This window comes from Paraburkholderia sediminicola, assembly GCF_046026855.1.
GTDB classification, from domain to species: Bacteria; Pseudomonadota; Gammaproteobacteria; order Burkholderiales; family Burkholderiaceae; genus Paraburkholderia; species Paraburkholderia sediminicola_A.
The window spans coordinates 17766-39029 of record NZ_JAQQET010000003.1; the positions used below are offsets into that span (position 1 = coordinate 17766).

The 21264-nt window shown below is 61.0% G+C and carries 19 protein-coding genes; 3 read left to right on the top strand and 16 right to left on the bottom strand.

Annotated elements, in window-relative coordinates; translation table 11 throughout:
* Positions 1-46 precede the first annotated feature (46 nt).
* The 10 genes from iscX to PQR40_RS04120 form a co-directional block, all read right to left on the bottom strand.
* Entirely contained in the window at positions 47-244 is a 198-nt protein-coding gene (gene iscX / locus PQR40_RS04075) for a Fe-S cluster assembly protein IscX (RefSeq protein ID WP_325045431.1), read from the bottom strand.
* Between the two features lie 15 nt (positions 245-259).
* A complete protein-coding gene (fdx, locus tag PQR40_RS04080) occupies positions 260-601 on the bottom strand; it encodes an ISC system 2Fe-2S type ferredoxin (RefSeq protein WP_012433562.1) in 342 nt (113 codons plus the stop codon).
* 138 nt (positions 602-739) lie between these two features.
* Positions 740-2611, bottom strand: coding sequence for a Fe-S protein assembly chaperone HscA (hscA, locus tag PQR40_RS04085; protein ID WP_408508474.1), 1872 nt, complete (start codon positions 2609-2611; stop codon positions 740-742).
* Positions 2612-2723: 112 nt separating this feature from the next.
* A complete protein-coding gene (gene hscB / locus PQR40_RS04090; protein WP_408227262.1) occupies positions 2724-3251 on the bottom strand; it encodes a Fe-S protein assembly co-chaperone HscB in 528 nt (175 codons plus the stop codon).
* A gap of 178 nt (positions 3252-3429) precedes the next feature.
* The gene (gene iscA / locus PQR40_RS04095; protein ID WP_035546490.1) at positions 3430-3753 is read right to left on the bottom strand and encodes an iron-sulfur cluster assembly protein IscA; all 324 of its coding nucleotides are present in this window, start codon (positions 3751-3753) and stop codon (positions 3430-3432) included.
* 139 nt (positions 3754-3892) lie between these two features.
* Entirely contained in the window at positions 3893-4306 is a 414-nt protein-coding gene (iscU, locus tag PQR40_RS04100; RefSeq protein ID WP_093633555.1) for a Fe-S cluster assembly scaffold IscU, read from the bottom strand.
* A gap of 72 nt (positions 4307-4378) precedes the next feature.
* On the bottom strand, positions 4379-5602 hold the full coding sequence (locus PQR40_RS04105) for an IscS subfamily cysteine desulfurase (protein WP_408227267.1): 1224 nt from the start codon (positions 5600-5602) through the stop codon (positions 4379-4381).
* 74 nt (positions 5603-5676) lie between these two features.
* Positions 5677-6207 carry a Fe-S cluster assembly transcriptional regulator IscR gene (iscR, locus tag PQR40_RS04110; RefSeq protein WP_028199491.1) on the bottom strand — a complete coding sequence of 177 codons (531 nt, stop codon included), beginning with the start codon at positions 6205-6207 and terminating at the stop codon, positions 5677-5679.
* Between the two features lie 141 nt (positions 6208-6348).
* Positions 6349-6846, bottom strand: coding sequence for a low molecular weight protein-tyrosine-phosphatase (locus tag PQR40_RS04115; protein ID WP_408508475.1), 498 nt, complete (start codon positions 6844-6846; stop codon positions 6349-6351).
* A 240-nt stretch (positions 6847-7086) separates the two neighbouring features.
* Positions 7087-7326, bottom strand: coding sequence for a hypothetical protein (locus PQR40_RS04120; RefSeq protein WP_408227273.1), 240 nt, complete (start codon positions 7324-7326; stop codon positions 7087-7089).
* 269 nt (positions 7327-7595) lie between these two features.
* Between PQR40_RS04120 and PQR40_RS04125 the strand changes: the two genes are divergently transcribed.
* On the top strand, positions 7596-8156 hold the full coding sequence (locus PQR40_RS04125; RefSeq protein WP_408227276.1) for a hypothetical protein: 561 nt from the start codon (positions 7596-7598) through the stop codon (positions 8154-8156).
* A gap of 237 nt (positions 8157-8393) precedes the next feature.
* On the opposite strand, the gene PQR40_RS04130 is transcribed toward PQR40_RS04125, so the two are convergent.
* Together PQR40_RS04130 and PQR40_RS04135 are read right to left on the bottom strand one after the other, a co-directional pair.
* Positions 8394-9809 carry a lactate utilization protein B gene (locus PQR40_RS04130; RefSeq protein WP_408508476.1) on the bottom strand — a complete coding sequence of 472 codons (1416 nt, stop codon included), beginning with the start codon at positions 9807-9809 and terminating at the stop codon, positions 8394-8396.
* 109 nt (positions 9810-9918) lie between these two features.
* Positions 9919-10641, bottom strand: coding sequence for a (Fe-S)-binding protein (locus PQR40_RS04135; RefSeq protein ID WP_408508477.1), 723 nt, complete (start codon positions 10639-10641; stop codon positions 9919-9921).
* Positions 10642-10820: 179 nt separating this feature from the next.
* Between PQR40_RS04135 and PQR40_RS04140 the strand changes: the two genes are divergently transcribed.
* The gene (locus PQR40_RS04140; RefSeq protein WP_408210106.1) at positions 10821-11627 is read left to right on the top strand and encodes an IclR family transcriptional regulator; all 807 of its coding nucleotides are present in this window, start codon (positions 10821-10823) and stop codon (positions 11625-11627) included.
* A 102-nt stretch (positions 11628-11729) separates the two neighbouring features.
* Here PQR40_RS04140 and pbpG read toward each other — a convergent pair whose 3' ends face one another.
* A complete protein-coding gene (gene pbpG / locus PQR40_RS04145; protein WP_408390147.1) occupies positions 11730-12914 on the bottom strand; it encodes a D-alanyl-D-alanine endopeptidase in 1185 nt (394 codons plus the stop codon).
* Between the two features lie 794 nt (positions 12915-13708).
* On the opposite strand from pbpG, the gene PQR40_RS04150 reads away from it, so the two are divergent.
* Complete coding sequence (locus PQR40_RS04150) at positions 13709-14281, top strand: phasin family protein (protein WP_120290936.1); 573 nt, start codon at positions 13709-13711, stop codon at positions 14279-14281.
* Positions 14282-14605: 324 nt separating this feature from the next.
* Here the strand turns inward: PQR40_RS04150 and lpdA are convergent, their stop codons facing one another.
* The 3 genes from lpdA to aceE all read right to left on the bottom strand — a co-directional run bounded on the left by lpdA (position 14606) and on the right by aceE (position 21107).
* Complete coding sequence (gene lpdA / locus PQR40_RS04155) at positions 14606-16396, bottom strand: dihydrolipoyl dehydrogenase (protein WP_408508478.1); 1791 nt, start codon at positions 16394-16396, stop codon at positions 14606-14608.
* Between the two features lie 266 nt (positions 16397-16662).
* Positions 16663-18324, bottom strand: coding sequence for a dihydrolipoyllysine-residue acetyltransferase (gene aceF, locus PQR40_RS04160; protein WP_408227291.1), 1662 nt, complete (start codon positions 18322-18324; stop codon positions 16663-16665).
* Positions 18325-18410: 86 nt separating this feature from the next.
* The gene (aceE, locus tag PQR40_RS04165) at positions 18411-21107 is read right to left on the bottom strand and encodes a pyruvate dehydrogenase (acetyl-transferring), homodimeric type (protein WP_408227294.1); all 2697 of its coding nucleotides are present in this window, start codon (positions 21105-21107) and stop codon (positions 18411-18413) included.
* Positions 21108-21264: the final 157 nt, after the last annotated feature.

The following is a 21264-nucleotide window of genomic DNA, read 5'->3' on the forward strand; positions in this document are numbered from 1 at the left end:
CGGAATCAATCGCGCCCCGCCGCCGGTGGAAAACCCTGCCGCGTGCTCAGTAATCCGCGTCTTCGATCCATGCAGTCTGAATCGCTTCGAGGATCTTTTCATTCGACCGGTTAGGGTCGTCGTCGAAACCTTCCAGCTCGGTGACCCAGCGGTGCAAATCAGTGAAGCGCACCTGTTGCGGATCGATGTCCTGGTGCTTGTCAGTCAGGGCCATCGCGATGTCTTGCGTATCGGTCCACTTCATGGCTGCATCCTCCAGTTAGTGATTTTCCTTCGCGTGATTGATCGAGTAGCGCGGGATCTCGACGACCAGATCCTGCTCGGCCGGCACCATCGCCTGGCACGACAGACGTGAGGCCGGTTCGAGCCCCCACGCCTTGTCCAGCAGATCGTCCTCGTCTTCCTCTGATGGCGTCAAGGCGGCGAAACCCTCACGCACGATCACGTGACAGGTTGTGCACGCGCAGGACTTCTCGCACGCGTGCTCGATTTCGATGCCGTGTTCGAGCAGATTGTCGCAGATGCTCTTACCGGGCACGGCATCGATCACCGCGCCTTCCGGGCACAGTTCGACGTGAGGCAGCACAACGATTTGAGGCATACATTTTCCGTTTGGGTCTGCGGCACGGCGGCCGCAAACCGGCTCCGTACCATTTTACTGGCGCCGCACGGACTTTTTAAGTCCGCGCGGCGCGGTTCATTGCCGGCACGCGCACATGGCGCGGCCGCACCGCAAGGCTCAGATCTCGTCGAGCTTGCGGCCGGCCAGCGCCCGGCGAATGCCCTTGTTCATACGACGGGCGGCGAATTCGTCGGTACCATCGGCGAGCGTTCTGGTCGCGGCTTCAATCGCGTCGACGTCGTCGCTTGCAGCGATATTGCGCAACGCGGCGAGCTGCGTGTCGAGTTCGGCACGCTCGTTGTCGTCGAGCAATTCGGCGTCGGCGGCAAGCGCCGCGTCGGTCGCTTCGACGAGGCGGCGCGCTTCGACTTGCGCTTCACGCAGCGCACGCGCGCGCATGTCGACCTCGGCGGTCGAGAAGCTGTCTTCGAGCATCCTGGCGATGTCGTCGTCGGCCAGACCGTAGGACGGCTTCACCACCACCGACGCTTCCACGCCCGAGCCCTGTTCACGCGCGAACACCGACAGCAAGCCGTCGGCGTCGACCTGATACGTGACGCGAATCCGCGCCGCGCCGGCGGCCATCGGCGGAATGCCGCGCAATTCGAAACGCGCGAGCGAACGGCAATCGCTGACGAGTTCGCGCTCGCCTTGCACGACGTGGATCGCCATCGCCGTCTGGCCGTCCTTGAACGTTGTGAAATCCTGCGCGCGCGCGACCGGAATCGTCGAATTGCGCGGAATGATCTTCTCGGTCAAACCGCCCATCGTTTCGACGCCCAGCGACAGCGGAATCACGTCGAGCAGCAGCCAGTCGTCGCCGTCGGCGCCGCGGTTGCCCGCGAGCAGATCGGCCTGGATCGCCGCGCCGAGCGCGACGACCTGATCCGGGTCAAGGTTGATCAAAGGCGGCTGACCAAAGAACGACTCGACCGCGCGGCGAATCACCGGCATGCGCGTCGCGCCGCCGACCAGCACCACGCCCTTGATATCCTTGGTGGCAACCTTGGCGTCGCGCAGCGCCTTCTTCGTGGGCCCAAGCGTGCGTTGAACCAGCGCCTGAGTGACGGCCTCGAAAGTGGCCTCGTCGACCGTCAGATCGATCTGTGTGCCGTTCGAGAGCTTTGCCTGCACCTTCGCACCCGGCGCATCCGACAAAGCCTCCTTGGTCGCGCGTACGCTATCGAGCAACAGGCGGACGTCTTCCGGTGCGAGCGTTCGCGGCGCGATGCCCGCCTGCTCCAGCACGTGGCGGTACAGGGCATGGTCGAAATCGTCGCCGCCGAGCGCGGAATCGCCGCCGGCCGCGAGCACTTCGAACACACCCTTGGTGAGCTTCAGAATCGACAGATCGAACGTGCCGCCGCCAAGGTCGTAGACCGCGTAGAGGCCTTCGGAGCCATTGTCGAGACCGTAGGCGATCGCAGCCGCGGTCGGCTCGTTCAGCAGACGTAGCACGTTCAGGCCGGCCAGACGCGCGGCGTCTTTGGTCGCCTGGCGCTGCGCTTCGTCGAAATAGGCGGGCACAGTAATGACTGCGCCGACCAGTTCGTCGCCAAGCGTGTCTTCGGCGCGCTGGCGCAGCGTTGCGAGGATTTCCGCCGAGACTTCGACCGGGCTCTTCACCCCGTCGACAGTACGGATCTGCACCATGCCCGGCGCGTCGACGAAATCGTAGGGCGCATTTTCAGCGCCTTCCACTTCCGCCTTGCCGCGGCCCATGAAACGCTTGACCGACACGATCGTGTTGCGCGGATCGGTCGCGGCTTCAGCCTTGGCCGTGCGGCCGATACGGCGGCCGCCCTTTTCCAGGTAACGCACGACCGACGGCAGCAACGCATAGCCATCTTCGTCGGGCAGCACATCGGGCACGCCGCTGCGCACGGCGGCGACGAGGGAGTTGGTGGTGCCGAGATCGATACCGACCGCCAGACGCCGCTGATGGGGCGCCGGCGCCATGCCGGGTTCGGAGATTTGCAGTAAGGCCATCTGGATCTTCTCGGGGCCGCTTGACCCCGTCCTGAATTTTCGCGTTGCTGGATGTATTGCTACGGCTACTATCGCTGCATATTCATGCGCGGCGTCGGCGTGCGCCGGACCGCTAGTTTTCAAGCCGCTCGATCTGCGTGCCGATTTCCGACGCCACCCGTTCGATGAACATCAACTGCCGCACCGCTTCGCCCGCCGCCTGGTTCGCGCCGCTGTCGAGCAGCGCGCCGAGCTTGTCGAAACGCATGCGCTCTTCGTCGCGCAGTTCGGTCAGCAAGGCGTCGAGCGCGTCGACGTTCTTCGCCGCGGCTGCATCTTCGATGTTTTCCCGCCATTCCATCTGCTGCATCAGGAACGCCGGTTCCATCGCCGTGTTGTTCTCCGAGCCGACGTCGATGTCGCGCAGGTGCAGCAGGTAGGTCGCGCGCTTCAACGGATCGCGCAGCGTCTGATACGCCTCGTTGGTGCGCGTCGCCCATTGCATCGCGATACGCTTTTGCGCGTCGCCGGCCGCCGCGAAGCGGTCCGGATGCACTTGCGCCTGCACCGTGCGGTAGGCGTGATCGAGCGTCGTTGCGTCGAGCGCGAATTGCGCCGGTAGATCGAACAGGTCGAAGTGGCTGTCGTTCAGCGAGGCCATCGGATAGAAAGAGTCCGTTCAGGAAAGCGCACCGGAGTGCAGGCTAAAAACGCGGATCGAAAGCGCCGCCAAAGTTCAACGGCAAAGCTCAGCCGCAAGACACCAGGCCAAATACGCGGATGAAACTAAAAAGGCGGCCCGCGCCGCCTTTGATCCGCTGCACGCGGAATGAGCCGATTTACACGCGGAACGATTCGCCGCAACCGCACTCGTCCTTCACGTTCGGGTTGTTGAACTTGAAGCCTTCGTTCAACCCTTCGCGTGCGAAGTCGAGTTCGGTGCCGTCGATATAGGCGAGGCTCTTCGGGTCGACAATGATCTTCACGCCGTTGCAGTCGAACACTTCGTCTTCAGGCGCGAGTTCATCCACGTACTCGAGCTTGTAGGCCAAACCCGAGCAACCAGTCGTGCGTACGCCCACGCGCAGCCCGACACCCTTGCCGCGACGAATCAGATACTTCTGGACGTGCTGTGCTGCCTTTTCGGTCAACGTAATTGCCATAGCGTTTCTCATTGCGCCGCGCGCGTTCGGCATTCGTATGCCTACTGACGCACTGCTACCCTGCCTGCCTCAAATATCGCTCATGCCGGACCGCGCCTTTCTACTGGCACGGCCCGCTTCGACTCACTCAAACACGCACTTATGCGTGTTGCTTGTCGCTTTCGACGACCGCTTCACCATGACGCTGCTTGTAGTCGGCGACCGCTGCCTTGATCGCGTCTTCCGCGAGGATCGAGCAGTGGATCTTCACCGGCGGCAGCGCCAGTTCTTCGGCGATCTGCGTGTTCTTGATCGACATTGCCTGATCGAGTGTCTTGCCCTTCACCCATTCGGTGACGAGCGAGCTCGACGCGATCGCCGAACCGCAACCATACGTCTTGAACTTCGCGTCTTCGATGATGCCGTCCGCACCCACGCGGATCTGCAGCTTCATCACGTCGCCGCAAGCCGGCGCGCCGACCATGCCCGTGCCGACTGCATCGTCGTCCTTCGCGAAGGAACCGACGTTGCGCGGGTTTTCGTAGTGGTCCAGAACCTTGTCGCTATAAGCCATGATTACACTCCTTGATCCGTTTCAACCTGCAAATTGCAATTCGATAAATTCGACGCCGTCCAAACTGGCGCGTCAGTGCGCTGCCCACTGGATGGTCGAAATATCGATCCCGTCCTTGTGCATTTCCCACAGCGGCGACAAGTCGCGCAGCTTCGAAATCTTGGTCTTCAGCAGGTTGATCACGTAGTCGACATCCTGCTCGGTCGTGAAGCGGCCCACCGTGAAGCGGATCGAGCTGTGCGCCAGTTCGTCGTTACGACCCAGTGCACGCAGCACGTACGACGGTTCCAGCGAGGCCGACGTGCACGCCGAGCCCGACGACACCGCGACGTCCTTCACCGCCATGATCAGCGACTCGCCTTCGACGAAATTGAAGCTGATGTTCAGGTTGTGCGGCACACGCTTTTGCATGTCGCCGTTCACATACGTTTCTTCCATGTCCTGCAGGCCGCGCAACAGACGGTCGCGCAGCATGCGGATGCGTTCGTTTTCCGTAGCCATTTCTTCGCGCGCGATACGGAACGCTTCGCCCATGCCGACGATCTGGTGAGTCGCCAGCGTGCCCGAACGCATGCCGCGCTCGTGACCGCCGCCGTGCATCTGCGCTTCGATACGGATACGCGGCTTGCGACGCACATACAACGCGCCGATGCCCTTCGGTCCATATGTCTTGTGGGCCGAGAACGACATCAGGTCGACCTTCAGCTTTTGCAGATCGATCGCGATCTTGCCGGTGGCTTGCGCCGCGTCGACGTGGAAAATGATGCCCTTTTCACGGGTGATCTCGCCGATCGCCTCGATGTCCTGGATCACGCCGATTTCGTTGTTCACCGACATCACCGAGACCAGAATCGTATCAGGGCGCAGCGCGGCCTTGAACTTCTCGAGGTCGATCAGACCGTCGTCCTTCACATCCAGATACGTGACTTCGAAGCCTTCGCGCTCGAGCTCGCGGCAGGTGTCGAGCACAGCCTTGTGCTCGGTCTTCACCGTGATGATGTGCTTGCCCTTACTCTTGTAGAAGTGCGCGGCACCCTTGATCGCGAGGTTGTCCGACTCCGTTGCGCCCGAGGTCCAGATGATTTCGCGCGGATCGGCATTCACCAGCGCAGCGACATTCTCGCGCGCTTCTTCGACCGCACGTTCCGCGTCCCAGCCATACGAGTGGCTGCGCGATGCGGGGTTACCGAACTGCTCACGCAGGTACGGAATCATCTTGTCCACCACGCGCGGATCGATCGGCGTCGTCGCGCTGTAGTCCATGTAAATGGGCAGGTGGAGAGTGTCGTTGTTCATCAATTGCTCCGGGGACGTCATTGCTCTGGCTTCTGGGTTCTTTATCTGGCTGCGGGGTGTTCAGATTGCCGCGCCTAGGAACCGGCCATGTTGAAAACAGAATTAGGCCCTTTCGGCACGACGCGGGCGGGTTCGACCGCCGGCGCCTCATTGCGCCGGTCGCGCAACACCGCCGGCGCACCTTCACGCGAACGCTGCTGATCGACCAGGTCTTTCAGGGAGACCGAATCTAGGTACTCGACCATTTTCTGGTTCAGCGTCGACCACAATTCGTGTGTCATGCAGTGGCCGTCGTGCTGTTTGGTGCCTTCGCACGAGCCCTTGCCGCCGCATTGGGTGGCGTCGAGCGGCTCGTCGACCGCGATGATGATGTCGGCGACGGTCACGTCTTCAGCGCGGCGGGCCAGATTGTAGCCGCCGCCCGGTCCGCGCACGGACTCGACGATTTCGTGACGACGCAGCTTGCCAAACAGCTGCTCGAGATAAGACAGGGAGATATGCTGGCGCTGGCTGATACCCGCAAGCGTCACCGGGCCCTGCTCCTGGCGCAGTGCCAGGTCAATCATCGCCGTGACGGCGAAACGGCCTTTCGTGGTGAGTCTCATATGGTGTGGGAACCGTAATTCTCGACAAGTTTGGTCAAGTATAAATACATGAGTGAATTAGTCAAGTATCCCTACCGCAATTTGGGTCATTCGCTTAATTGCTGGATAAGGCGGTCGAAGTTCACCAATGACCCGCCAGGCTTATGCAATCAATTGGGGACGCAACGCCGCGATCAGCCCGCGGCAGGCTGCTTCGCATTGATCCAGCACCTGCTCGAAACCTTCGGCACCCCCGAAATAGGGATCGACAACTTCGCGGGCGCCACCCCAGCGACCATCCGCTTCAAGCACAAACTCCATCAGCAGGCGGATTTTGTCACGCTGCTCCGCCGGACACACCTGACGCAGCGCGGCGACGTTTTTGTCGTCCATTGCGATCAGCAGATCGAAGCGCTCGAAGTCCGCCGAGGCGATCTGGCGGCCACGCAAGGCGGCAAGCTCGTAACCTCGCTGGCCGGCCGCATGTTGCGCGCGATCGTCAGGTGGCTGGCCAATGTGCCAGTCGCCCGTGCCGGCGGAATCGATCAGAATGCGCTCCGCCAGCTTTGCTTCCCCAACCAGATGACGCATCACGCCTTCCGCGGTCGGTGAACGGCAGATGTTCCCCAGGCAGACAAAGCAGATGGACACGGTTTTCATCAGAGGCTTTCGGGCGTCAAGCGCGCGCGGATCGGCAGTTAGGAAAAGGTGCCGCGATTATACAAAGCTGAACAAAATCTCGCCCGGGGCTGAGCGCCTCAGCCGGCGACCGGATTCAGCTACGGAAACTGCGCTAGCAACTCCAGCAAGCGGCGGGTCGTACGGACACAGCCACAACGCCAAGCCGCGCCGGAATGACGGAATCGCTGGAGTCACGGCGCACGATCCGATCCGCCGTGTTCAGGACGCTTCGGCCAGCGGCATCGCCGTCACAGCGCGCATGGGCTTGGCCGGCAACGTCGTCACGCTGTCGACCATGCCGTACGAGACGGCGCGCGCCAGTTCCGCGGTCAGTTGATCAGCAGCGAGCGGGGCTTGCGAGGAACGCGAAGCGGCGCCGCCGCAAATGTGCAGATAACCTGCCACAGCAAGTGGCACAACGATGGCAAGGGGCCAGTACACCGATATTATCTTTTTCATGATGTCGTTTCTTCCGATTAAGGGCTCATGAGCTTGTGACCCACTATGCCCAGTCCAAATGCTATAGGAATTCACAATCGGGAAAAACCCACTGGCACGAGATACAGCGTTGCGCTGAATGGAACAGTCCATTGACTGCTTTGCCGCACGCACCGTTGACATGCGTCGTGGCGCAAAAGAGAAATCCTTACAAACGCATACAAAGCTGGCGCGACGGTTAGCGATAATAGATGTCTTACAGACATGAAATCTTCGCACTGGTCCTCCAAATGAAACGTATTGCTCCACTTGCCGGCCTCACTATCGCCGCTGCATTGCTAGGCGGCTGCGCAGTCTATCCGGACGGCACGCCGATGGTCGGCAACGGCTATGACGGCGGTTACAGCGGCTACGACGGTTACGATGGCTATGCGACCGGCGCGCCGGTTGTGCCACAAACCAACGTCTATATGGGCTATGGCAATTATTCGGGCCCGGGCTACTACGACGGACCGGGCCGCTATTACGGGCCGGGGCCGGGTTATCGCGGCTACCCAGGTTATCCGGATCGGGGACGGCCGAATAACGGCAACTATGGAAACAACGGTAACCGCGGGGACAACGGGGGCGGGCATGGTCAGCCAAACGCCGACGGCTCACGTGGAGGACCGCCGCCTCAGGGCGCGGTCGGCGGGCCGAGGGGACCGAGCGGATCTAACGCGCCACGGCCGGGGGCAGGCAGCCCGCCTCCGCCACAGCAAGCAGGCAACAGCGGCGGGCGCGGTAATGGGGGGAATACGCCGGCCAGAGGCAATCCCAACCGCCCGTCAGGGGGAATGACGGACCATTGAGCTGGTGGAGAACGGAAGCGCAGTCTTAGGTCACGCTTCCCGCACCTGACTCATTGGGTACCGCGAGCGAATTGCATGAACCGGGTGGCTCGAGGCGAACGGCTTCAGACGCACCGGCTATAAAGTACCAAGCCAGGTAGCGCTGGCAGCGCGGCTCGGGCCACGCTCCGCCTATGGGCCTATGTGCGCAAGCTTCAATGCACCGGCGGTGCAAGCTACAACTGCTGTGCCGCCCGCTCAGCCAAGATGGCTGCGTTGCGCGGCGTACAGTTCTCTGAACGTGCGGCCGACCGGAGCCCGTATATCGCGTGTATTGGTCCAGCCCGCGCCACCCAGCGGCAGCCTGGTAATCGAACGATTTCTCCCACCCATTCTTTCCAGCACGCGAACCGCGAGCTTGGTGAAGAGCGCATAAGCATCCGGGTGCAGCGCGAGAAACCCCCATACCGCAAGCCCTGCCCGCTCGCGCCACGGCCGCAGGCGCCGCTCGACCTGCTTCTCGCGCAGCTTGCGCAGCAGATTGGACAACGGAATCCCCACCGGACACACGCTGTCGCACTCGCCGCACAAAGTCGCCGCCTGAGGCAAATCCAGCGCTTTGTCGATTCCGACATAGCTCGGCGTCAGCACCGCCCCCATCGGCCCCGGATAAACCCAGCCGTAGGCGTGGCCGCCCACCTTCTGATACACCGGGCAGTGGTTCATACAGGCACCGCAACGGATGCAGCGCAGCATCTCCTGGAAGTCGCCGCCGATCAGCCCCGTGCGCCCCCCGTCGACCAGTACCACGTACATATGCTCAGGACCGTCCTGATCGCGCGCCCCGCGCGGCCCGGTTAACACGGAAAAATAGTTCGACGTCGCCTGCCCCGTTGCCGAGCGCGGTAAAAGACGCATAGCCGTAGCGAGATCTTCCAGCGTGGGCAACACTTTCTCAATGCCGGTCACGGCCACGTGCACGCGTGGCATCACGGTGCACATGCCCTCGTTGCCCTCGTTCGTGACCAACGCGACCGAACCCGTCTCCGCTACTACAAAGTTGCCGCCGGTCACGCCCATGTCGGCGGTCATGAAGTGCGGCCGCAGCATCTCGCGCGCTTCTCGGGTCATGTCCGCGATCTCGGTCAGACGCGGCCGGTCGTGCGTTTTCGCGAAGATGTCGGCGATCTCGTCCTTATCTTTATGGACCACCGGCGCGATGATGTGACTGGGCGGCTCGTTGTCATTAAGCTGGAGAATGTATTCGCCCAGATCGGTTTCGATCGATTGCACGCCCATCTGCCCGAGCACTTCGTTCAGGCGCATTTCCTCAGTGACCATCGACTTGGTCTTGATCACCTTCTTCACCTCGTACCGACGCGCAATATCGCCGACGAGGCGCGCGGCCTCCTGCGTCGTCTCGGCGAACAGGACCGTGACGCCGCGCCGGGTCGCTTCACGTTCGAAGGTCTCGAGCCAGACATCGAGATTTTCCAGCGCGCGATCGCGGCGCTCCTTCAGCGCGGCGCGGGTGGCGGGGAAATCGATCGCGGTAATGGCCGCGGCGCGGGCCGACACGAACTTGGTCGACAGCTTGGTGAGGTTCTGCTGCAGACGCTGGTCGGCGAGCTTCTGGCCCGCGCGGGCCTTGAAATGCATCGATTGGACTTGCATGGCGGCCTTGAGCGTATTCGTGTGAGATGCGCGTGTGAGATGCGCGAGCGAAGCGCGCGGAATGGCGTGCGCCGAATCAAGTTCACGGGTTTGAGCGCCGCACTGATTTTCAGGCGTCGCCGGCCAGCACCTGGGCGATGTGCAGCACGCGCGTGGTGGTGTCACCGGTGCGCCGCAAGCGGCCTTCGATATTGAGCATGCAGCCGAGGTCGCCGAGTACCACCGCGCCGGCGCCGCTCGCGCCGATATTCGCGCATTTCTCGTCGACGATCGCCGTCGAGATGTCACCGTACTTGAGCGCGAAGGTGCCCCCAAAACCGCAGCAGTGCTCGCAATCCTTCATTTCGGTCACGGCCACGCCCACCTGCGTCAGCAACGCTCGCGGCTGTGCCTTGATACCGAGTTCGCGCAATCCCGAACAGGAATCGTGGTACGTCACCTGGCCCGCGAACTCACCCGGCTGCAATTGCACCTTGGCCACATTAACGAGGAAGTCGGTCAACTCGAACACTTTGGCTCGCAACCGGCCGAAGCGGCTCATCATTTCCGGATCGTCCGCAAACAGGTCGCCGTAATGCGCGCGGATCATGCCACCACACGAACCGGACGGCACTACGATGTAATCGAACTGCTCGAACTCGCGCAAGGTTTTCTCGGCAAGGTCGCGCGCGATGCGCCGCTCGCCCGAGTTGTATGCGGGCTGCCCGCAACAGGTTTGCGCGGGCGGCACCATCACCTCGAAACCGGCGCCTTCGATCAGCTTGATGACCGAAAAACCGATCTCAGGACGCATCAGGTCGATCAGGCAGGTGACGAACAATCCGACTCGCATGAGCCCTCCTTCGGGAAAACGTCCCTGATTATCCGCTGTTTGCCGCACAATACCAACGACCGGAAGGCATAGGACGAATGCCACGTTAAATTGGAATAGGCGTTCCAACTGCTTTCCTTCTTTTCACAATACGGGATACAATCAATTTCCGCTGTTTGACGCGTCAACCGATTCCTCCCATGAGCGATACGAACCCGGATCCCAAAACGTCGATCCAGGTGATCGAACGCATGATGCGCCTGCTCGATGCACTCGCTGCGCATAGCGACCCGGTCAGCCTGAAAGAACTTGCCATCCGCACGGAGCTACACCCGTCCACCGCGCACCGCATCCTGAACGACATGGTGATGTGCCGGCTGGTCGACCGGTCGGACCCCGGCACTTACCGTCTCGGTATGCGCCTGCTCGAGCTAGGCAATCTGGTGAAGGCCCGGCTGTCGGTACGCGACGCGGCGCTCACGCCGATGCGCGAGCTGCACCGTCAAACCGGACAGACAGTGAACCTGTCGGTGCGTCAGGGCGACGAGATCGTCTATATAGAACGCGCCTATTCCGAACGTTCCGGCATGCAGGTGGTGCGAGCGATTGGTGGGCGCGCGCCACTGCATCTGACCTCAGTGGGCAAGCTTTTCCTCGCCGCGGACGAATCGACCCGCGTGCGAGCCTATGCCACGCGCACCGGGCTGTCCGGTCACACGCAGAACAGCATCACCGATCTGACCAAGCTCGAACGTGAGTTGTCGCACGTGCGCCAGCAGGCGTGCGCACGCGATAACGAAGAACTGGAACTCGGCGTGCGCTGCATTGCAGCCGGGATTTACGACGACACCGGCAAGCTGGTTGCGGGCCTGTCGCTGTCCGCCCCGGCGGATCGCTTGCAGGACTCGTGGCTGGGGCAGCTCAGCCAAACGGCGTTGCTGATTTCCGAGTCGCTCGGTTATCGCCCGCAGAAACCACAGGAGCATACGCACCACCAGCACGCATAGGCTGGCGGGGCCCTCCTCTTCGGCTCAATAAAAAAGCCTCGCATCTGCGAGGCTTTTTTCTGGCCGGGCCGAAAACCGACCACTAAAACATGCTAGCCCACTTCAGGTACCGGCGCCGCCGGCATCCGCACTGGTAATGCGCGGCTGATCGCCGCCGTTGTCGAGCCACGTGCGCAGACGCGTCGCGTCTGCAAAGCGCGAGTACTTACCCGACGAGTCGAGCAGCACCATGATCATCGGACGACCATGAATGGTCGCCTGCATCACAAGGCACTCGCCCGCTTCGTTGATGAAGCCGGTCTTCTGCAGACCGATGTCCCACGTTGGGTTACGCACCAGTGCATTCGTGCTGTTGTACGCCAGCGAACGCTTGCCGGTGTACACCTCGTAGCTGTGATCGGTCGAGAACTTGCGGATCAGCGGATATTGATACGCCGCGTTGACCATCTTCACGAGGTCACGCGCGCTCGACACGTTCTGGCTCGTCAAACCCGTAGGGTTTTCGAAGTGTGTGTCGGTCATGCCGAGTTGCCTGGCCTTCGCGTTCATGGCCGCGAGGAACGCCGGACGGCCGCCCGGGAAGTAACGCGACAGCGCTGCGGCCGCGCGGTTTTCCGAGGCCATCAGCGCGATGTGCAGCATGTCTTCACGCGAGAGCACCGAGCCCACCGACAGACGCGAGCCCGTGTTCTTCTCGTAGTCGCGGTCTTCGTCGGTGACTTCGATCTGGTCGGTCATCGACTCTTTCGAATCAAGCACGACCATCGAGGTCATCAGCTTGGTGATCGACGCGATCGGCACCACGGCGCGCGAATTCTTGTCGAACAGCGATTCGCCGGAGTTCTGATCGATCACGTAGGCAACGCTTGAACGCAGCATCAGCGCGTCTGGCGTTTCGTGCAAACCAAAAGCCTGGCCGACAGTAGGCGGACGCGGTTCATATGCGACGCGGCGCACCACGGAACGGTGGCGGCCGTTCGACGTATACGTTACGCGCTTGCGCTTGACACTCGCGCGCGGCGCGTTGTCATCCGCAGCGGCGACGGTCTTCGCAGCGGCGCCTTTGGCGGCCTTCTTGCTCGACACTTTGTCGGCAGCGGCTGCGGCAGGCTTTTTGGCTGCTTTCGCGTGTTTGGAGGTTTTTGCGGTTGTAGCGGGCGTGGCGGCAAAAGTGCTGACAGGCGCGGCGAACGCCGCTGCGATGACCATGGAGGCGGCCACCGACAGAGCGGTGCTGCGGGCCGCGCCGTGGATCACTTTTAGCGACGAAAACATGTCGGTTTTCATGGGTGTTCGGTAGGGAGCGGCGAGAGGTTTCCGCAAGTGTAGTAAAACAATGAAAAATTAGCAATTTGAAGCACTTATACGCGCTCCTTAAACCGGCTTGTAAGCTCCGATCGCAAAAACACAAATAAGTGCCACGCGCCGATCGAAAAAAACGATCGCCAACGCGCTTTGCCTCGCCTTTGCCGCCAGATGCTGGAATCAAGACGATTCTTTCAGAATAACGGCAATTTCGAGACAACCTTGATCAGGGGAAATACGGTCTGAGCGCAAGCGTCTAAAGCCTTGCCGGCGCAACGTGCCGGAGCATCAGAACGTCGCCGGGGTCTCGCTGCAGTCTGTTAAACATCTGCTGGAGACCGCCAACGCGCATTGGACCGGCATAGAACATTAACGTTCCGTGACACTTTCCGGTTTACATCGGAATGGCCAATTGATGGATTTTTTGTCAAATGCCGACACCACGTTTGCGCCGGCGCCACTCCTCGTCAAGCGGTCAAAACCCCTCCTGAAATCGGTAACAAATGCAGTTTCCTCCCGCACCAGCACAGTGCAACGGGCAAATTAACTTGCATCATATGAATGTCATGCCTACTGCATAAGGCATTGTTTTATCAGCAATTTCTTAATATTGTGCGACGCACAAAAAACGCTTGACATTCGTTGTGGCCATCCTAAAATGGGAACCATTGCTGCGATGCACAATACATCGCGGTCCGGAGAGACGATCTTTAAAGCGTCTCGCCACCAACCCAATGCGGTCCGCACAGACAGGCCGCAATCCAGGAGCGTAAACCATGACTCTGCTGACCCCTGAGCAATTCGCCGCAGCCCAGAAAGCCAACTTTGAAACGTTGTTCGGCCTGACGACCAAAGCATTTGAAGGCGTCGAAAAGCTGGTTGAGCTGAACCTGCAAGTCGTGAAGTCGACGCTCGCGGAAAGCCAGGAAAATGCCCAGCGCGCACTGTCGGTGAAGGACGCGCAGGAATTGCTGGCGCTGCAAGCAAGCCTTGCACAGCCGGTGGCTGAAAAGGCGCTGTCGTACGGCCGTCACGTGTATGAAATCGTTTCGGCAACGCAGGGTGAATTCACCCGCGTCGCGGAAGCCCAATTCGAAGAGCAGAACCGCAAGGTTCAGGCGCTCGTCGAGAACGTTGCAAAGAATGCTCCGGCCGGTTCGGAAACCGCTGTCGCCGTGATGAAGTCGGCTATCACCGCCGCCAACACCACGTACGAAACGGTCCACAAGGCAACCAAGCAAGCTGTCGAAATCGCCGAAAGCAACTTCAATGCAGCCGCAACGGCCGCATCGAAGGCAGCGTCGCAAGCCGCGGCACAAGCATCGCGCTCGGCAAAGAAGGCCGTCTAAGTTTCAGGCATCACATCACGCCGGCCCGCCTCACAGGCTGGGCCGGCGTTATCGCAAGCAACAGCGTCGTGCCGTGCCGCTCACACGGTTTTATCTGGCCGAACGCTCCGATACGTTGAATGACGTATCGTTTGCCCGGCGAAAGGCCGGGATTTTTTTCCCCTCGGTCAGAGTGCGCAGCGCATGTTTCATGCGGTGCGCCACGACAAACGCTCTACGATGTCTGCTGCAAATAGAAAACGGCGCGCCCTGTAAAGGGCGCGCCGTTTTTTTTGCCTCTGTTGCTTCGAGCCCATCTGCATGCAGGTGGGCCCACCAACCGCGTTACTTCTTTTTCTGCGGCGGCAAGTCGGTGCAGACGCCTTCGTACAACTCGGCGGCCATACCGATCGATTCGCCGAGCGTCGGGTGCGGATGAATCGTCTTACCGATATCCGTTGCGTCCGCACCCATTTCGATTGCGAGACAGACTTCGCTGATCAGGTCGCCCGCGTTCAGACCAACGATCCCACCGCCGATCACACGATGCGTTTCTTCGTCGAACAGCAGCTTGGTGAAGCCTTCGTCACGGCCGTTGGCGATTGCGCGGCCCGAGGCTGCCCACGGGAACACTGCTTTGCCGTACTTGATGCCCGCAGCCTTCAATTGGTCTTCCGTCTTGCCGGCCCATGCCACTTCCGGATCGGTGTAGGCCACTGACGGAATCTGCAGCGCGTCGAAGTAAGCCTTCTCACCGTGCGCCACTTCAGCGGCGACGTGACCTTCGTGCACGGCTTTGTGCGCGAGCATCGGCTGACCGACGATATCGCCGATCGCGAAGATATGCGGCACGTTCGTGCGCATCTGCTTGTCGACGTCGATGAAGCCGCGATCCGTTACGGCCACGCCTGCCTTATCCGCACCGATCTTCTTGCCATTCGGCGTACGGCCGACGGCGACCAGCACGAGGTCATAGCGTTGCGCTTCGGCCGGGGCTTTTTCGCCTTCGAACGACACGTAGATGCCGTCGTCTTTCGCTTCCGCTGCGGTGGTTTTGGTCTTCAGCATGACGTTGGCAAAACGCTTGCTGTTGTACTTCTCCCAGACCTTGACCAGATCGCGATCCGCGCCGGCCATCAGGCCGTCGAGCATTTCGACCACATCGATCTTGGCGCCGAGCGTGGCGTAGACCGTCGCCATTTCCAGCCCGATGATGCCGCCCCCGATCACCAGCATGCGTTGCGGAATCTGACGCAGTTCGAGCGCACCGGTCGAATCGACCACACGCGGATCTTCCGGAATGAACGGCAATTTCACCGCTTCCGAGCCCGCGGCGATGATTGCCTGCTTGAACTTGACGACTTTTTTGCCGCCTTCGGTCTGCACTTCCATGTGATGCGGATCGACGAACGAGCCGTTACCCGTCACGACTTCGACCTTGCGCGCTTTCGCCATACCGGCGAGACCGCCGGTGAGCTTCTTGACGACGCCCGACTTGAAGTCGCGCAGCTTGTCGAGATCGATTTGCGGCTTGGCGAACGTGATGCCATGCGCGCCGAGCGCTTCCGCCTCGTCGATGACGAGGGCGGTGTGCAACAACGCCTTCGACGGAATACAACCGACGTTCAGACAGACACCGCCGAGCGTTGCATAACGTTCGACCAGCACCGTTTTCATACCGAGGTCGGCCGAGCGGAACGCAGCCGAGTATCCACCGGGGCCCGAACCGAGCACGAGCATGTCGCACTCGATATCCGCGTTGCCGGAGAAGCTACCGGCTTGCGGTGCGGGTGCGGCAGCCTTCGGCGCAGCAGCCGCAGCTTGCGCTGCAGGCGCGGGCGCTTTCTCGGGTTCTTTGGCCGCAGCCTTCGGTGCCTCTTTAGCCGCTCCCGCGTCTGCCGACGTTTCGACCAGCGCGATGATCGTGCCTTGCGAAACTTTGTCGCCGGCTTTGACGCGCACTTCCTTGACTGTGCCGGCGGTATCGCTTGGCACTTCGATGGAGGCCTTATCGGACTCGAGCGTCATCAACGCCTGTTCGTTCTCGATGACATCGCCCGGTTTGATATTGACTTCGATGACATCGACGTCCTTGAAGTCACCGATATCCGGCACTTTTACTTCGACGAGACTCATAGTGTCCCCTTCTCTTATTGATCGTGATGATGCGAAGAACCAAAAACTTTCGGCCAGACAGTCACCCAAGGCGCGGACAGAATCATCCTTTGCTGTCCGCCCAAGGACGCGCCTTTCTTTTGCCTACTTTTCTTTGGAAGACAAAGAAAAGTAGGTGCCGCCCCGCACAGGGGCGACGCTAATAAACCGATAAGTAAGCAGGTTCAACGAAGGGACGCGGATAACAGAACAACAAACAATCCGCGCCGCCGGCAATCATCAGCAGATCAAAGAATCACACGCCGAAAATCGGCAAGAATCGCACCCAGATACGCATTGAACCGCGCCGCCGCAGCACCATCAATCACCCGATGGTCATACGACAACGACAGCGGCAGAATCAGACGCGGCACAAACTGCTTGCCATCCCAAACCGGCTTCATCGCGCCACGCGACAACCCAAGAATGGCAACTTCCGGCGCATTGATAATCGGCGTGAAGTTAGTCCCGCCAATGCCACCCAGGGATGAAATCGAGAAGCAACCACCCTGCATCTGATCCGGCTTCAGCTTGCCGTCGCGCGCAGCCTTCGACAGCTCGGTCATTTCCTTGGCGATGTCGATCAAACCCTTCTTGTCCGCATCGCGAATCACCGGAACGACCAGACCATTCGGCGTATCGGCAGCGAACCCGATATGGAAGTACTGCTTGAACACCAGGTTGTCGCCGTCGAGGCTGGCGTTGAACGTCGGGAATTGCTTCAACGCGGAAACCACCGCCTTGATCACGAACGCCAGCATCGTGATCTTCACGCCGGCCTTTTCGTTTTCCTTGTTCAACTGCACGCGCAGCGCTTCGAGATCGGTGATGTCCGCTTCGTCGTTGTTCGTGACGTGCGGAATCATGACCCAGTTGCGATGCAGATTCGCGCCCGAGATCTTCTTGATGCGCGACAGCGGCTTCGGATCGACCGGACCGAACTTCGTGAAGTCCACCTTAGGCCACGGCAGCAGGTTCAGCTCGCCACCACCGCCAGCGGCCGGCGCAGCAGCACCTGCCGGTGCAGCACGCTGCCCCGTCATCACACCCTTGATGAAGCCGGTCACGTCCGCTTGCGTAATACGACCCTTCGGACCCGTGCCCTGCACCTGCGTCACGTCGACACCGAGTTCGCGCGAGAACTTGCGCACGGACGGCGAAGCGTGGCTCGCACGGCGAGCGCCGCCCTCGCCAGCCTGAATCAGCGGCGCTTGTGCAAGCGCAGACGGCGAAGCCGGAGCGGGCGACGGAGCAGCCGGCGCGTCCGAGGGCTTCTCGACCGCGCCCTGCTTAGGCGCGGGTGCGGGAGCCGCAGCCGGCGCAGCAGCACCATCCGCTTCCAGCACGACGATGACCGAGCCTTCCGACACGTTATCGCCGACCTTGACCTTCACTTCCTTGACGACGCCGGCGGCCGAGCTCGGCACGTCCATGGTCGCCTTATCGGATTCGAGCGTCACCAGCGACTGCTCTTTCTCGACGCGATCACCGACCTTCACCGAGACTTCGATCACGGGAATGTCTTTGTAGTCGCCGATATCCGGCACTTTGACTTCTTGCAGACCACCGCCGCCAGCGGCGGCAGGCGACGCTGCCGGAGCAGCAGCAGGTGACGCCGCGGGCGCAGGTGCAGGTGCCGCAGCGGGCGCCGGCGCGGCAGCAGCCGCACCCTCGCCTTCCAGCACGACGATCAGCGAGCCTTCCGACACGTTGTCGCCAACCTTGACCTTCACTTCCTTGACGACACCGGCGGCCGAGCTCGGCACGTCCATGGTCGCCTTGTCGGATTCCAGCGTAACGAGCGATTGCTCTTTCTCGACGGTATCACCCGCCTTCACCAGCACCTCGATCACAGGAATGTCCTTGTAATCGCCGATGTCCGGCACCTTGACTTCGATCGCTTGACTCATTGTTAGTGTCTCCTGGGCCGCGCACGCCACCCGCCCCTGGTCGTCAGGGACAGGCGCGCACGCCGTGGCACACGGGGAATGATGCCTTAGACGGTCATCGGGTTGGGTTTGGCGGGATCAAGGTTGTACTTCTTGAGCGCCTCGGCGACGACCTTGCGTTCGATCGTGCCTTCATCTGCCAGTGCATTCAACGCGGCAACCGTGACCCAGTAGCGGTCGACTTCAAAGAAGTGACGCAGCTTTTCACGTGTGTCCGAACGGCCGTAGCCATCCGTACCCAGCACGACGAACTTCTGCGGCACGAACGCGCGGATCTGTTCGGTCAGCGCGCGCACGTAGTCGGTGGATGCGATGACCGGACCTTGTGCATCCTTCAGCAGCTTCTCGACGTGCGAGACCTTCTTCTCATCGCTCGGGTGCAGCAGGTTCCAGCGCTGAACTTCGTGACCTTCGCGAGCCAGTTCGGTGAAGCTCGGTACGCTCCACAGGTCGGCAGCGACGCCCCAGTCGTTCTTCAGCAGGTCGGCAGCGGCGATCACTTCGTTGAAGATCGTGCCGGCACCCATCAGCTGAACGCGCGGCGCCTTCTTATCAGCATCGGCCTTCCTGAACGAGTACATACCCTTGATGATGTCGGCCGCTACGGACTCGCCCTGCGGAATTGCCGGGTGCTCGTAGTTCTCGTTCATCACCGTGACGTAGTAGTACACGTCTTCCTGGTCGGCCACCATGCGGCGCAGACCGTCTTGCATGATGACGGCAAGTTCGTAACCGAAGGTCGGGTCATAGCTGATGCAGTTCGGCACCGATGCCGCCCACAGCAGCGAATGGCCGTCTTCGTGTTGCAGACCTTCGCCGTTCAGCGTCGTGCGGCCAGCCGTGCCGCCCAGCAGGAAGCCGCGCGAACGCATGTCGCCCGCAGCCCATGCCAGGTCGCCGATACGCTGGAAGCCAAACATCGAGTAGAAGATGTAGAACGGGATCATGATCTCGCCGTGCGTCGAGTACGACGTCGCGGCTGCGATCCAGTCACACATACCACCGGCTTCGTTAATCCCTTCCTGCAGGATCTGGCCGGTTTCCGATTCGCGGTAGAACATCAGCTGGTCGGAATCTTCCGGCACATACTTCTGGCCTTCCTGATTCCAGATACCGATCTGGCGGAACAGGCCTTCCATACCGAAGGTACGCGATTCGTCCGGCACGATCGGCACGATGCGTTTGCCGAGCGCCTTGTCCTTCAGCAGGATGTTCAGGATCCGCACGAACGCCATCGTCGTGGAGATCTCGCGGCCTTCGCCCGTACCCTTCAATAGCGGCTCGAATGCCGAAAGTTCCGGGACCGGCAGCGGCTCGGCCTTCTGACGGCGCGCCGGCAGATAGCCGCCGAGGTCCTGACGGCGAGCGCGCATGTACTCGAGTTCTTTCGAACCTTCTTCGAACTTGAGATACGGCACGTTGACGAGGTCTTCGTCGGAGATCGGCAGACGGAACTGGTCGCGGAATTTCTTCAGCTGATCCACGTGCAGTTTCTTCTGCTGGTGGGTGATGTTCATCGCCTGGCCGGCTTCGCCCATGCCGTAGCCCTTGATCGTCTTCGCGAGAATGACGGTGGGCTGGCCTTGCGAATTCGACGCTTCCTGGAATGCTGCGTAGATCTTGTGCGGATCGTGACCGCCGCGGTTCAGATTCCAGATGTCCTCGTCGGACCATTCGGCGACCAGCGCCTTCAGTTCCGGCGTGTTGAAGAAGTGTTCGCGAACAAACGCGCCCGACTCCGACTTGTACGTCTGGTATTCGCCGTCGACGACTTCCATCATCCGGCGCATCAGCGCGCCCGATTTGTCGCGTTGGAACAGCGCATCCCAGCGGCTGCCCCAGATAACCTTGATGACGTTCCAGCCGGCGCCGCGGAATTCGCTTTCGAGTTCCTGGATGATCTTGCCGTTGCCGCGTACCGGGCCGTCGAGACGCTGCAGGTTGCAGTTAATCACGAACACCAGGTTGTCGAGGCGTTCGCGGCCGGCCATGCCAATCGCGCCGAGCGATTCCGGTTCATCGGTTTCGCCGTCGCCGAGGAAGGCCCAGACCTTGCGACCGGTCGTCTTCGCGATGCCGCGCGCCTGCATGTACTTCATGAAGCGCGCCTGATAGATCGCCATGATCGGGCCGAGGCCCATCGAGACGGTCGGGAATTGCCAGAAATCCGGCATCAGCCACGGATGCGGATACGACGAGATGCCCTCGCCGCCCACTTCCTGACGGAAATTGTCGAGCTGGTTTTCGGTCAGACGGCCGAGCAGGAACGCGCGCGAGTACACACCCGGCGACGAATGGCCCTGCACGAACACGAGATCGCCGCCATGTTCAGCCGACGGTGCGTGCCAGAAATGGTTATAGCCGACGTCGTACAGCGTGGCAGCCGACGCGAACGAAGCGATGTGACCGCCAACGTTCGTGTCCTTGCCCGCGCGCAGCACCATGGCAATGGCGTTCCAGCGCGTGTACGAACGGATGCGGTGTTCGAGATCCTGGTCGCCGGGAATCGGCGCCTGACGCGACACGGGAATCGTGTTGATGTACGGGGTGTTAGCGGAGAACGGCAGATGTTCGCCGTGTACACGGGCGAATTCGATCTGTTTCTCGATCAGATAGTGGGCGCGATCGGGGCCCACAGCAGAAATCACGCCATCCAGCGCTTCCAGCCATTCGCCGGTTTCCTGGGGATCGTCGTCTTTCTCGGCGGCGACATATTTCATGACTTCGTCGGGTACAGCGGACATGCTCGTCTCCTGGATATAGAGGAACGCTCTTTTGAACAGACGACGCGGACGAAGCACGGCCGCGGCAGCTTCGGCCGATTGTAAAAGGGGTCCCGACGTCCGCGCAACAAAATTTTCGAATTACGAGATTGATTCCCATAATGCGGAAAATTGCTGC